The sequence below is a fragment of the Pseudomonas sp. SLFW genome, from assembly GCF_009905615.1.
Classification (GTDB): domain Bacteria; phylum Pseudomonadota; class Gammaproteobacteria; order Pseudomonadales; family Pseudomonadaceae; genus Aquipseudomonas; species Aquipseudomonas bambusae.
In genome coordinates this window covers 370,801-384,176 of sequence record NZ_JAAAKW010000003.1, presented here as the reverse complement: position 1 = coordinate 384,176, position 13,376 = coordinate 370,801, and the positions used below count along the sequence as shown (strand labels likewise).

Annotated in this window: 9 protein-coding genes; 4 read left to right on the top strand and 5 right to left on the bottom strand. The window is 60.7% G+C overall.

The genetic code is table 11. The annotated features are described in order from the left end of the window. Positions 1 to 455 precede the first annotated feature (455 nt). The 3 genes from GVN17_RS07590 to GVN17_RS07580 all read right to left on the bottom strand — a co-directional run bounded on the left by GVN17_RS07590 (position 456) and on the right by GVN17_RS07580 (position 2,904). Positions 456 to 1,355 (bottom strand): hydroxymethylglutaryl-CoA lyase, encoded by a 900-nt coding sequence (locus tag GVN17_RS07590; RefSeq protein WP_166594610.1) that lies wholly within the window; start codon positions 1,353 to 1,355, stop codon positions 456 to 458. Between the two features lie 49 nt (positions 1,356 to 1,404). Next, positions 1,405 to 1,788 (bottom strand): MerR family DNA-binding transcriptional regulator, encoded by a 384-nt coding sequence (locus GVN17_RS07585; protein WP_166594609.1) that lies wholly within the window; start codon positions 1,786 to 1,788, stop codon positions 1,405 to 1,407. Positions 1,789 to 1,956: 168 nt separating this feature from the next. Beyond that, the gene (locus GVN17_RS07580; protein WP_166594608.1) at positions 1,957 to 2,904 is read right to left on the bottom strand and encodes a LysR family transcriptional regulator; all 948 of its coding nucleotides are present in this window, start codon (positions 2,902 to 2,904) and stop codon (positions 1,957 to 1,959) included. Positions 2,905 to 3,073: 169 nt separating this feature from the next. On the opposite strand from GVN17_RS07580, the gene GVN17_RS07575 reads away from it, so the two are divergent. After that, positions 3,074 to 4,306: an acyl-CoA dehydrogenase gene (locus GVN17_RS07575; RefSeq protein WP_166594607.1), complete on the top strand. Its 1,233-nt coding sequence runs from the start codon at positions 3,074 to 3,076 to the stop codon at positions 4,304 to 4,306. A 322-nt stretch (positions 4,307 to 4,628) separates the two neighbouring features. Here the strand turns inward: GVN17_RS07575 and GVN17_RS07570 are convergent, their stop codons facing one another. Further along, a complete protein-coding gene (locus tag GVN17_RS07570) occupies positions 4,629 to 5,978 on the bottom strand; it encodes a substrate-binding domain-containing protein (protein WP_166594606.1) in 1,350 nt (449 codons plus the stop codon). 176 nt (positions 5,979 to 6,154) lie between these two features. Continuing rightward, on the bottom strand, positions 6,155 to 6,967 hold the full coding sequence (xthA, locus tag GVN17_RS07565; protein ID WP_166594605.1) for an exodeoxyribonuclease III: 813 nt from the start codon (positions 6,965 to 6,967) through the stop codon (positions 6,155 to 6,157). A 216-nt stretch (positions 6,968 to 7,183) separates the two neighbouring features. Here xthA and GVN17_RS07560 point away from each other — a divergent pair, with 216 nt between their 5' ends. From GVN17_RS07560 to GVN17_RS07550, 3 genes are all read left to right on the top strand, one after another. Next, the gene (locus GVN17_RS07560; RefSeq protein WP_166594604.1) at positions 7,184 to 7,834 is read left to right on the top strand and encodes an N-acetyltransferase; all 651 of its coding nucleotides are present in this window, start codon (positions 7,184 to 7,186) and stop codon (positions 7,832 to 7,834) included. A gap of 67 nt (positions 7,835 to 7,901) precedes the next feature. Next, positions 7,902 to 9,632 (top strand): autotransporter assembly complex family protein, encoded by a 1,731-nt coding sequence (locus GVN17_RS07555; protein WP_166594603.1) that lies wholly within the window; start codon positions 7,902 to 7,904, stop codon positions 9,630 to 9,632. Between the two features lie 29 nt (positions 9,633 to 9,661). Next, complete coding sequence (locus GVN17_RS07550; protein WP_371928512.1) at positions 9,662 to 13,321, top strand: translocation/assembly module TamB domain-containing protein; 3,660 nt, start codon at positions 9,662 to 9,664, stop codon at positions 13,319 to 13,321. Positions 13,322 to 13,376: the final 55 nt, after the last annotated feature.

Sequence of the window (13,376 nt, the reverse complement as noted above, 5' to 3'; positions counted from 1 at the left end):
ATACCTTTTTGGTTTTGAGCGACCCCCATCCGGGGCCAAGAGCAAACGTATTTTTTTGAGCGCTGATGTAGCTCCGATCTTGCGATTCAACCCGTGCGGTAGCTACCTGAGGGTAGTTTTATTGTTCTCTGCCCGGTCGAGAGGCCTGAGCCTCACAAAGCGATCCACTCCAAAAAAATCAGTTAGCTGCGTCTCTTCCGTCTTGTTCTTGTTATGTCAGAGCCGATACGTCTTGTTTTTATTGGGTTACTGCGATTTTTTATTTTTGTTGTACGTAAGACATAGCAGAAGCCATGCCAAGTTTCGTCAATGCTTTGAAAAGCCCGGAAACCGTGGCCTTCAGAAAAACCCCAAATTTAGCTTCACGCTGAAATCATCACCGGGTGTTTCCGTGTTACCCGTTTCCATCGCTTCAATGCCGGTCAGGGTAACACTGTGTGACAACTTGTCGCACATCAGGCCGACAAACGTGCCCTCGCCACCCGAGAGCCGTTCGCCTTGCCCAGCACGTCACTGATGCGCTGACCGGCTGCAATCAGTTTGTCGAGGTTGATACCTGTGTCGATGCCCAGCCCGTTGAGCATGTACACCACGTCTTCCGTCGCCACATTGCCCGTGGCCCATTTGGCGTAAGGGCAGCCGCCCAGGCCCGCCACCGAGCTGTCGAACACCTGAATCCCCTCCAACAGGCTGGCGTAGATATTCGCCAGCGCCTGCCCGTAGGTGTCATGGAAATGTCCGGCCAGTTTGCCGCGAGGGATGTTGGCGGCGACGGCGTCGATCAATTCGCGGGTCGCGCCGGGTGTACCGGTGCCGATGGTGTCGCCCAGTGACACTTCGTAACAGCCCATGCCGAACAGTTCGTTGGCCACTGCCGCCACCTGTTTCGGCGGCACGGTGCCTTCGTATGGGCAGCCCAGCACACAGGACACATAGCCCCGCACGCGAATACCGTGCAATCGCGCTGCTTCCATGATCGGCAGGAAACGGTCGAGGCTTTCGCTGATCGAGCAGTTGATGTTGCGCTGCGAGAAGGCCTCGGAAGCCGCCGCGAACACCGCGACTTCCTTGACACCCGCCGCCAGCGCGTCCTCGAAACCGCGAAAGTTGGGGGCGAGGGCGGCGTAGGTCACGTCGTCCTTGCGCTGGATGCCCGCGAACACTTCCGCCGATCCCGCCATTTGTGGCACCCACTTGGGCGACACGAAACTGCCGACTTCTATATAGCCAAGCCCGGCGTCGGAAAGATCGTCCACCAGCCGGATCTTGTCGGCAACGTCGATGGGGCGCGCCTCGTTTTGCAGGCCGTCACGGGGGCCGACTTCGACCAGACGTACGCGTTGGGGCAGCGACATGGCAAATTCATCCTCACTGTCAGCATCAGGTTTATGCGCTATTCATTTGTTATTGAACGTTATTTTTCAGCGCTTCTTTGCAGCGCTCTTCGGCGGTGTCCAGTTCCAGCTGCATCTGCTGGATGTCGAGCAACTGCTGATCGAGTTGGGCGCGACGCTCGGCGATCTTCTGCAGCATGGTGGTCAGTTGCTTTTGATTGTCGCCACTGGGGTCGTATAAGCCGATCAAGTCCCGGCATTCGGCCAGGGAAAACCCGATGCGCTTGCCCCTCAAAATCAGCTTCAGCGTGACCTTGTCCCTCGCTGAATAAATGCGCTCCAGCCCACGGCGTTCGGGGCTTAGCATGCCTTGTTCTTCATAAAAGCGAATGGTGCGGGTGGTGATGTCCAGCTCGCGAGCGAGGTCGGAAATGCTGTAAGTCGGGTGGTTCATGGCGGGGCTCGAACGAGGGAAGCGTTCGGCTAACGTACGGCGACCTTGACGTAAACGTCAAGGTGCCAGGTGGAATGCGTGTGAAGTGCATGTTCACGGCGCCAGTGTTTTCCATAGCTCAAACCGATGATCAACTTGAGGTTAAGTGGATAACCTATTGATTCATGGTTACTTGACTGCAACCTCAAGCTCTTTCTCAAGTTTGCGTTCCTGCGCAATCACCAGCTGACACAACTCAATGATCTGCTCCCGCATCCAACGGTTCGCCGGGTCTTGATCGGTGCTTTCGTGCCAGTACAAGTGGGTCTCCACGCTTGGCACATCGTTCACCGGGAGGTGAACGAAATGCAGGTCGTTACGCCGGGCGAAGCGTTCTGGCACGGTCATGACCATGTCGGTCTGGTGCAGCACCTGTGATGCCATCAAATAATGCTGCGACCGCAGGGCGATCTTGCGCTGGATGCCCATTTTGCCCAGCGCCAGATCGACGTAGCCCAACCCGCTGCGGCGACTGGAGATGTGGATGTGCGCCACCGACAGATAGTCGTCCAACGTTATCGAGCCTTTGTTCGCCAGCGGATGCCCTTTGCGCATGGCGCAGACGTAGTTGTCTTCCATCAGCTTGACGTGGCGCACCTGCGGGTCGGTGTTCAACGGCGCGTCTACGGCGAAATCCAGCCGACCCGCCGCCAGTTCCTTGGTGGTCTCCCGGCGCTTGGACAGAAAGCTTTCGATGGTGACCGCCGGGGCAAGGCGGCGCAGCCGCTGAAACAGCGCGGGCAGAATGATCGCTTCCGTGAGGTCGGTCATGCTGATGCGGTAGTTCTTGTTCGCCTGCAGCGGGTTGAAAATCCGGCTCTCCTGCACCGACACCCGGAGCAGCGACAGCGCATTACGCACCGGCCCAATGATGTTCTGGGCCATCGGCGTTGGCACCATGCCTTGGGCGGTGCGCACGAACAGCGGATCGTTGAAGGTCTCGCGAAGACGGGCCAAGGCATTGGACACAGCTGGCTGGGTGATGCCGACGATCTGACCGGCGCGGGTCAGGTTGGCCTCGGTGTAGATGGCGTCAAAGACAATAAAGAGGTTGAGATCGACCTTGCTCAGATTCATTGCGATGCGCCTCACGCTGTTGTTGTAGTTGGGACTTTCGTGCCGAAACGCGCCGATCATATATCAGTGATGAATGTTTATACACGCCGAGAATAGGTTAGATAAATGGAGGGGCCTGATCTAGCATCGCTTCCATGTCTTGAAACACCTCATCAGAAGGTAGCTGCCCATGGATTTCGCTTACTCCCCCAAGGTCCAGGAATTGCGCGAGCGCGTCACGGCGTTCATGGACGCCTACGTCTACCCGGCCGAGCCTGTGTTTGAGCGCCAGGTCTCGGAAGGGGACCGCTGGCAGCCGACCGCGATCATGGAAGAACTGAAAGCCAAGGCCAAAGCCGAAGGGCTGTGGAATTTGTTTCTGCCCGAATCCGAATTGGGCGCTGGCCTGACCAACCTGGAATACGCGCCCTTGGCGGAAATCATGGGCCGTTCGTTGCTGGGGCCGGAGCCGTTCAACTGCTCGGCGCCGGACACCGGCAACATGGAAGTGCTGGTGCGTTACGCCAGCGACGCGCAAAAGCAGCAGTGGCTCGAACCGCTGCTGCGGGGCGAAATCCGCTCGGCCTTTGCGATGACCGAACCTGACGTGGCCTCGTCCGATGCCACCAACATGGCCGCCCGTGCCGTGCGCGATGGCGACGAGTGGGTCATCAATGGCCGCAAATGGTGGACATCCGGTGCCTGCGATCCGCGCTGCAAAATCATGATTTTCATGGGCTTGAGCAACCCGGACGGCCCTCGTCATCAACAACATTCAATGATCCTGGTGCCGACGGATGCACCGGGGGTGAAGATCGTGCGTCCGCTGCCGGTCTTCGGCTACGACGATGCACCCCATGGCCACGCCGAGGTGCTGTTCGAGAACGTCCGCGTGCCGTACGAAAACGTCCTGTTGGGTGAAGGGCGCGGCTTCGAGATCGCTCAGGGTCGCCTTGGTCCGGGCCGGATTCACCACTGCATGCGTTCGATCGGCATGGCGGAGCGGGCGTTGGAACTGATGTGCAAACGCTCGGTGCAGCGCACGGCGTTCGGTCGGCCGCTTGCACGTCTGGGCGGTAACGTCGACAAAATCGCCGACTCGCGCATGGAGATCGACATGGCGCGGCTGCTGACCCTCAAAGCCGCGTACATGATGGATACGGTCGGCAACAAGGTGGCCAAGAGCGAAATCGCGCAGATCAAGGTCGTGGCGCCGAACGTTGCGTTGCGGGTAATCGACCGCGCCATCCAGATTCACGGCGGAGCAGGGGTTTCGGGCGACTTCCCGCTGGCTTACATGTATGCGATGCAACGTACCCTGCGCCTGGCGGACGGGCCGGACGAAGTCCACCGTGCGGCGATTGGGAAGTTTGAGATTGGCAAATACGTGCCGAAAGAGATGATGCGCAGCGAGCATCGTTGATTCGATTTTGCGCAAAATCACAGAGCCGGGTTTCAGGCAGTGAAAGGTCATTGCCTGATCTGGCTTTTCGCGAATGAATTCGCTCCCACAGTAGTCCTGCGTCGCCGCGAATGAATTCGCTCCCACAGTAGTCCTGCGTCGCCGCGAATGAATTCGCTCCCACAGTAGTCCTGCGTCGCCGCGAATGATCCGCCTGACGCTGATCCCACAGAAACCTTGTGTTGCCGCAGAATTTCGTTCTAACGCAAATCCCCTGTGGGAGCGAATTCATTCGCGAATAGGCGGCACAGGCAACCCGAATCCAGCGGCCTACGCAAACCTGCTACTGCACCCACACCTCAACCCGACGATTCTTGATCCTGCCCTCGTCAGCATCGTTCGCCGCCACGGGCATTTCATCGCCGAAACCGCGTACGTCACGCAAGATCACATCACCTTTCAGCAATTCCCGGCGCACTGCCATGGCCCGCAGTTTCGACAAAAGCTGCGCCCGCGCCGGGTCGCTTTTAGCATCGCCAAACCCTACCAGCGTGACGCTCTGGTTCAGCTTGTCATGGGTTTTCAGAAAATCGATCACCCGCCGGATGTCGCGCCGGGCCTTGGTGTCCAGGGTGGCGCTGCCTTGGGCGAAGCGGAAATTCACCGACAGCCGCTCGGCCTCACGGGTGAGATTCTGGTATTCGGCAGGCATCTCTGAAGTGGCCCGGACTTTGACAGCCTGAACGGTCTGCGCCACAAAACCATTCTGCGCCACGATGGACTGGCCTTGCGGGCTTTGGGCGAACCGCACCAGCGCCTTGGCCCAGCGCTGGTTCGATTGCGGCGGCAGGTAGAAGTACAGGCGACGAGACAGCGGGTAATCTTCGGTCGCGATGAGGCTGATGGTCGGCAGCATGGGTTTGGATTCGCCGTCGATAATCGCCACCGCACGGCTTTGGCGGACATAGGGCAGACCAATGAAGCCGATGCCGTGGCGGTCCTGGCTGACTTCATCGGACAACGCTTCGCTGGATTCGAAGCGTTTCGCGTCCGGGGCCAACTTCTTGCCCGATTTGGCCAGCACCAACTCATTGAAGGTGTCGAACGTCCCAGATTGCTGGTCTCGCGCATAGAGATGAATGGGGCCACCGGTGCCGCCGAGTGCTTCCCAGTCGCGGATTTCCCCGGAAAACACCTTGGCCAGTTGCGTGATGCTCAGCTCCCGGATCGGGTTGGCGGGGTGCAGAATCACCGCCACGCCGTCGACGGCAATGACCTGTTCGGCCTCGTGCCCGCGCAGGTCGCCGAGCGTCGCGAGGTCGTTCACTTCGCTGTTCTTGATCGGGCGCGAGGAGGCGGCGAGATCCGCCTGGCCGGTTTTCAACGCAGCAAAACCTGTGCTCGAACCGTGAGCGGCGATGTCGATGCTGACGGCTTGCCCTGACGGCATTTGCCCGACGACCCGCATTTCATTGGGCTGCACGCCGGGTTGCAGCTGAATGCCGTGGGCGCCTTGCTGATCGAGCAACCCTGCGACCAGTGCAGGCCCCAGTTGCGCGCCGATGGTGTTCGAGCCCTGAATGCGCAGCACAGGCGAGCCATCCCCCGGGACGGGAAGCGGAGCGGCGGCGTACGCTGACAGCGGTAGCAGGCAGATCAAAAAGAAAGAAAAGAACAGGCGAGTGCGCGACATGTGCGGCAACTTCTTATGGCCGAAAGTGGCCGGAGAATAAGACAGATGCGTTGCTGTAATGTGACAAGTCTTAGGCCACGCCTTTTACAACACCGCCTGCCAGCGGTGGCGACGTTCGAAACGCCACCGCTGGCCGGGTGGGCCGGACGGTTACAACTGCCTTACCGCCTCGGGAATCAGCTCAACTCCAGCCAGATCGGCGCGTGATCCGACGGTTTTTCCATCCCGCGCAGGTCGTAATCCACACCGGCGGCCTTGATTCGCGGTTGCAGGCCATGGGAAGCGAGAATCAGGTCGATGCGCAGCCCACGCTTGGGCTCGTCCTCAAAACCACGGCTGCGGTAGTCGAACCAACTGAACTGATCGACCACTTCCGGGTACAGGTGGCGGAAGCTGTCCACCAGGCCCCAGTTCTTCAACTTGGCCATCCACTCACGCTCTTCTGGCAGGAAGCTGCATTTTCCGGTTTTCAGCCAGCGCTTGGCGTTGTCCGGGCCGATGCCGATGTCGCTGTCTTCCGGCGAAATGTTCACGTCGCCCATCACCAACAGTGGCTGATCATTGCTGAAACGGGTTTCCAGCAGCTGTTGGAGGTCGGCATAGAACTTGGTCTTGGCCGGGAATTTGGTCGGGTGATCGCGGCTTTCGCCCTGTGGGAAATAGCCGTTCATGATCGTCACCGGCAGGCCATTGCGATCAGCGAAAGTGCCCCAGATGAAGCGACGCTGAGCCTCTTCATCATCGGTGTCGAAGCCCTTGTGCAGGACCAGTGGCGCCTGGCGGGAGAGCAGGGCAACGCCGTAATGGCCTTTTTGCCCGTGGAAGTGCACGTGGTAGCCCAGTGCCTCGATTTCAGCCTGAGGAAACTGGTCGTCGGAGACCTTGGTTTCCTGCAGGCCGATCACGTCAGGCTGGTGCTTTTCAATCAATGCCGCCAGTTGATGCGGGCGTGCGCGCAGGCCGTTGATGTTGAAAGACACAATTTTCATAGACGGCAGTCCTGGCAAAAAATCAAACAGCGATGCTAGCCGACCTGCTCAGCGACGGCCAGCATCGCCGCACAAACCGCGATCAGGCAGGGCTGCTACGCTGTGGGAAACGCCTGAAAAACTCGCCGGAACTGTCGACAACGGCCAGGACTCGAAACCCTGAGACCACGAATCCGGCCCCACGCGTCGGGTCGTCATCGAAAGGGACACGATTACATGCCTGAACCTGCGAACGCTTCGCCTGACATCCGCCTACTGGACAGCGGTTATTCACGAGAGTCCCGCTCGCTGCTGTACCAGGCCTATCGCCACGAACCCAGCTTTGCCTACCTCTTTGAATCCGGGCGTTCCGGTTATGAACAGCGGGTGCGCGCGACCATTCGTGAATTGGTCAAACAACACTTTCTGCAAGACATGCCCGCGCTGGGGCTGTTCGTTCAGGACCGGCTGGTCGGGGTCGCCCTGATCGCGCCGCCGCAGCGCCGCTTGGGCATTACAGACAGCTGGGCGTGGCGACTGCGTATGGTCATGGGTACCGGTTTGCGGTGTACACAGCGGTATCTGGAGTATTACCAGGCGGTGCTCGCGTGCTTGCCGTCCGATGCCGTGCACGTGTTGCCATTGTTCGCGGTGCACCCGGATTTTCATGGCCAGCACTACGGTGAACAGCTGTTGCAGGCGCTGCATGACTGGTGCGCCGTCGATGAAAACTCTCAGGGCATCGTCCTCGACACCGGAAACGGCCACTATCTCGACTTCTATAAAAGACAGGGCTACGAGGAAATCGGCGAAGTTGCTGTAGGACCTATCCGCGAACACGTGTTTTTTCACCCGAACCCTCAGGTTTCAATGGGTTCAAGGGTGTGACGTCGGGTTTCTTCTCCCTTTTTGCGGGTTCCAGCAGCCCCCGCCGCTCGTGTTAGCATCCGCGCCTATGAAGTTTCCTGTTCGATTCACCAGTGGTTTTCTCCTGATGTTTTCCAGTTGCGCGGCGTTCGCCGACGCGCAACTGGAGGTGCGGATCAAACCTGCCAATTCAGAACTCAAGTCCAACATCGAGGGGTACGTGGGCAGCCTCGGCGAGCGTGACGAACAGGCGCTCGAACGGTTCAGCGTCGGCGCCGTCGAACAGGCGCAAAAAGCGGCGCAAGCCCTCGGCTACTATCAGGCGCAGATCGACAGCGAGATCAAACACACTGACAAAGACCTGCACCTGGTCCTGAACGTGCAGCCCGGCGAGCCCGTGCACCTGCGCAACGTCACGGTGCGGATCGAAGGCCCCGCAAGTCAACTCAAGGCGTTCAAGGTGCCGAAGAGCGATGCGCTCAAGCCGGGCGCTGCCCTCAACCACGGCTATTACGAAGACGCCAAGAAACTCATCCAGAATCAGGCCGCCCGCTACGGTTTTTTCAATGGACGTTTTGTGACCCAACGGCTGTCAGTCGATCCCCGCGCGGGCGTGGCTGACATCGAACTGGTCTACGACAGTGGCCCGCGTTTCATGCTGGGCAAGGTCACGTTCAGTGGCGACGCGCCGTTCGACGAAGACCTGCTGCGGCGCATGGTCCCGTTCAAGGAGGACACGCCCTACGATTCCGAGCTGATCGCCGACCTCAATCAGGCCATGCAGTCCAGCGGCTATTTCGAAGGCGTGCGCGTGGACGCCTCGCCCACGGCCGCACAGGCGCAGACCATTCCCGTGGACGTGCAACTGCAAACCCGCAAGCCCCGGACCATGGGCCTTGGCGTCGGTTATTCCACGGACGTGGGGCCACGGGTCAAGGCCAACTGGACGCGGCACTGGGTCAACGCCGAAGGCCACAGCTACGGCATCGAGTCCGAGCTGTCGGCGCCCCGGCAGAACGTCGGGCTGTTCTACGACATCCCGCTCGACCCACCCCTGACCGACAAATTGCGCTTTGCCGGTGGCTATCAGTATGAAGAAATCGCTGACACCGACAGCCTGAGCAAATTGCTCACCGTCGGCCCTGAGTGGCACAGCAAGCTGCCGAGCGGGTGGGAGCGAGTCATTTCCCTCAAATGGCAGCGCGAAGAATATCGACTTGGCAATGATGAAGGCATCAGCACCTTATTGATGCCCGGCATCAGCTATTCCTACCTGCGCAGCGACAACCGCATCGACCCGCACAATGGCTATCGCCTGCAATTCGAAACTGAAGTCGCGAAAGAGGGGCTGGGGTCGGACGCCAACGTGGTGCACGGCACGGCGCTGGTCAAGGGCCTGACCACTGTGGCGCAGAACCATCGCTTCCTCGGGCGCCTTCAAGTGGGCGGCACCGCCACCAACGGCTACAAATCCATTCCGCCGTCGCTGCGTTTCTTTGCCGGGGGCGACCAAAGCGTGCGCGGTTACGACTACCAGTCCCTGTCGCCGGAAAACGACGAGGGCGACAAGATCGGCGGGCGCTACATGATCGCGGGCAGTGCCGAGTATCAGTATTCGATTGCCGAGAAATGGCGCGTCGCAGCGTTCGTCGATCAGGGCAACTCGTTCAACTCGCTGGACCTTCCGAGCCTGAAAACCGGTGTCGGCATCGGCATACGCTGGGTCTCGCCGGTCGGCCCGCTGCGCCTGGACCTGGCACACGCACTGGATGACGACGGCGGCATTCGTCTGCACTTCTCGATGGGACCTGAACTGTGACGAAAGCGGCACTGTTTAAACGGGTCGCGCTGTATGGCGCGATCACTGTGTTGGGCGTCGCGGTGTTGATCGGCGCAAGCGTGGGCTTGATTCTCGGCACCGAAACCGGCAGCCGTTGGGCGCTGGGCCAAGTGCCCGGTTTGCAGTTGAACAACTTCTCTGGCCGGCTTGGTGGCCAATGGCAGGCGGATTCGCTGGTCTGGCAACAGGGTGAGAGCACAGTCGAGGTGGACGCGCCGGTGTTCGCCTGGTCGCCAGGCTGCCTGACCCGCATGACCCTGTGCATCGACACGTTGCAAACCGGCGATGTCCGTTTGCACTTTCCTCCTTCAGGCGCTGAACCTGGCAACGGCCCGATCACCTTGCCGGACCTCAAGTTGCCGCTCGCCCTTGAACTGGGACAGGTGCACGTGGGCAGCGTGCACCTGGACGGCCTGGAACAGGTACGCGACGTGCAGCTCGCGGCGCACTGGACGGCCGAGGGGTTGAAGATTGATTCAGTCCATGCCCAACGTGACGACATCGTCCTCGACCTCACCGGCCTGCTCAACCCCACGGCCGACTGGCCGTTGACCGCCGAGGGGCAGGTCAAACTGCCGGACGTGAGCGGTCAGCCGCTTTCGCTGACGCTGAACGTGAATGGCGATCTGCTGAAGACACTGAACCTCAACGCCCAGACCCATGGCTACATCGACGCCAGACTGGTCGGCCAGCTGCAACCGCTGGTGGACAACCTGCCTGCCGACGTCGCCATTACCAGCGACGCCTTCAAGCCCAGCGCCGACCTGCCTGACATGCTGCAACTCAATGGCCTGAGCCTGAACGCCAAAGGCGATCTGGCCCAAGGCTACGCAATCTTAGGCAACGCGACGCTACCAGCAGAGCAGGGCCCCGTGGCGCTGGCGTTGCAAGGGCGTGTGGACGCCAAAGGCGCGGACATCGCCGCGCTGGACCTGACTGCCAGCCCGACCCAGCACTTCAAGGCGAGCGGCAAGGTTGACTGGCAGAAGGGCGTGAATGCCGATGCGAAAATCGACTGGCTGGATTTCCCTTGGCATCGCTTGTACCCGGTCATCGACGAACCGCAGGTCAGCGTTCACACCTTCACCGGAGAAGTCTCCTACACCGATGGCAAATACCTCGGCAATTTCGCAGGGGCGTTCAAAGGCCCGGCGGGGCCGTTCACATTGGGCAGCCCGTTCAGTGGCGACCTGCAACAGATTTTCCTGCCGCAAGTCGAACTGGTGGCCGGGCAGGGCAAGGCCAGTGGTCATGTCAACGTCGGTTTCGCCGACGGCGTGTCGTGGGACACCGCGCTTGACCTCAGCGCCCTCGACCCGTCGTTCTGGGTCGGCGAGTTGCCCGGTTCGCTGGCCGGTCCGCTGCGCAGCAAAGGCGCCTTCAAGAACGATCAGCTCAACCTGAACGCCGACCTGGACCTGAAAGGCCGCCTGCGTGGACAGCCTGCCGTTCTGCAAGCCAAGGCCGACGGCGCCGGTGACAAGTGGACGGTCAGCGCGCTGGACATTCGGCTGGGGGACAACCGCATACAGGGCACCGGCAGCCTGCAACAGAAGTTGGCAGCGCAGCTCGACATGAGCCTGCCCCGACTCGGTCAACTGTGGCCGCGCTTGCAAGGACAGGCCAAGGGCCGTCTGGACCTGGCGGGCACGCTGCAGGCCCCGCAAGGTCAGTTGGCGCTGCAAGGCACGCAGTTGGCGTATGACACTCACAAGCTGCAAACCCTGACCCTGGCCGCCAAGCTCGACGGCGCGCAGCGGGCGAACATCGACCTGAAAACCACCGGCATCCAGACCGGTGACACCGCGCTGGGCACATTGACCCTGAACGGGCAGGGCGACATCAAGCGACAGCAGCTCAAGCTTGACCTGCAAGGCCCTCTGCTCAAGCTGGCCCTTGCCCTCGACGGCACCCTCGACAAAGGCAACTGGCGCGGGCGGCTGGCCAGCGGCGACATTCAGACCGGCGGCCAGGACTGGAAGCTGCAACAACCGGCGAAGCTGGAGCGGCTGGCGGACGGCAAGATCAACTTCGGCGCCCACTGCTGGATGTCCGGGCCTGCGAGCCTGTGTGGCGAGGACCAACGCCTGATGCCTGATCCGCGCCTGCGTTACCACCTCAAGCAATTCCCGCTGGAAAGCCTCGCGCAATGGCTGCCCAAGGATTTCGCCTGGAAGGGTTCGCTCAACGCCGACGTGCAACTGGACGTTCCGGCATCGGGCCCTAACGGCCAGATCGTGATCGACGCCAGCGGCGGCACGTTGCGCGTGAAAGACAAAAACCAGTGGCTGGATTTTCCGTATCAGGCGTTGAAACTCACCAGCAGCCTGACGCCGAAAAAGGTCGACACTCGCCTGGATTTTCGGGGCGGCAAGCTGGGAGAGCTGCTCGCCAGTTTGAGCATCGATCCTCTGGGCAAGAACAAGCCCGTCAGTGGCGACTTCACCCTGAGCGGGCTGGACGTGTCGGTGGCCAGACCCTTCGTGCCGATGATCGAGAAGCTCAACGGCAAGCTCAACGGCAATGGACGCATCACCGGCAGTCTCCTGGCGCCGCAGGTCAACGGCAACGTCACTTTGAGCGACGGCGAAGTGTCCGGACCGGAACTGCCCGTCAGCCTGGAGAAACTCAATGTTCAGGCGCTGATTGCGGGCGAGAACGTGCAACTGAAGGGCAACTGGAACAGCGGCCCGACCGGGCAGGGCAGCATTGGCGGACACATCGGCTGGGCGGAGGCGCTGAATGTCGATGTCAGCCTGCAAGGTTCGCATTTGCCGATCACGGTCGAGCCTTATGCCAAGCTCGAAGCCGCGCCCGACTTGAAGATCACCCTGCAAGGGGATCGACTGGCGGTGTCCGGCAAAGTGCTGATCCCCAAAGGGGAGATCACGGTGCGCCAGTTGCCGCCGTCCACGGTCAAGGTCTCCGACGACACGGTGATCGTCGGTGCGCAGACCAAGGAGGGCAAACCGCCGATGGCCATTGCCATGGACGTCAACGTCGAGGTGGGGCAAGAGAAGCTGAGCTTCACCGGCTTTGGGCTGACAGCCAATCTGGCAGGGCACGTGCACATCGGCGACAACCTCGACACCCGAGGGGAACTGAACCTGAACGACGGCCGCTACCGCGCGTACGGCCAGCGCCTGACCATCCGCAAGGCGCGGCTGCTGTTTGCGGGCCCGGTGGACCAGCCGTATCTGGACATCGAAGCGATTCGTCAGACCGATGACGTGATTGCGGGCATTCGCCTCACCGGCAGCGCCGAACAGCCGACGACCACGGTGTTTTCGGAACCGGCGATGAGTCAGGAACAGGCGTTGTCGTACCTGGTGCTGGGCCGTCCGCTGAGCACCAACGGCGAAGACAGCAACATGATGGCCCAGGCCGCGTTGGCCCTGGGCTTGGCAGGCGGGTCGTCCACGGCGGGGAAACTGGCGTCAGGGCTGGGCATCAAGGACTTCGACCTCGACACCTCCGGCAGTGGCGACAAAACGTCCGTCGTCGCCAGCGGCAAGATCACCGACAAACTGAGCTTGCGGTATGGCGTAGGGGTGTTCGAACCGGCGAATACCATCGCGTTACGGTATTTGCTGAGCAAGAAGGTGTATTTGGAAGCGGCAAGCGGCGTGGCGAGTTCGCTGGATATTTTCTACAAACGGGATTTCTGAGTGTCAGCAAGCCTGTAGGAGTGAGCTTGCTCGCGATGGCGGTGTGCCAGACACC

Excerpts from the sequence above, each read along its gene's own strand:
- GVN17_RS07590 (WP_166594610.1), bottom strand. The coding sequence starts at position 1,355 with ATGTCGCTGCCCCAACGCGTACGTCTGGTCGAAGTCGGCCCCCGTGAC.
- GVN17_RS07585 (WP_166594609.1), bottom strand. The coding sequence starts at position 1,788 with ATGAACCACCCGACTTACAGCATTTCCGACCTCGCTCGCGAGCTGGAC.
- GVN17_RS07580 (WP_166594608.1), bottom strand. The coding sequence starts at position 2,904 with ATGAATCTGAGCAAGGTCGATCTCAACCTCTTTATTGTCTTTGACGCC.
- GVN17_RS07575 (WP_166594607.1), top strand. The coding sequence starts at position 3,074 with ATGGATTTCGCTTACTCCCCCAAGGTCCAGGAATTGCGCGAGCGCGTC.
- GVN17_RS07570 (WP_166594606.1), bottom strand. The coding sequence starts at position 5,978 with ATGTCGCGCACTCGCCTGTTCTTTTCTTTCTTTTTGATCTGCCTGCTA.
- xthA (WP_166594605.1), bottom strand. The coding sequence starts at position 6,967 with ATGAAAATTGTGTCTTTCAACATCAACGGCCTGCGCGCACGCCCGCAT.
- GVN17_RS07560 (WP_166594604.1), top strand. The coding sequence starts at position 7,184 with ATGCCTGAACCTGCGAACGCTTCGCCTGACATCCGCCTACTGGACAGC.
- GVN17_RS07555 (WP_166594603.1), top strand. The coding sequence starts at position 7,902 with ATGAAGTTTCCTGTTCGATTCACCAGTGGTTTTCTCCTGATGTTTTCC.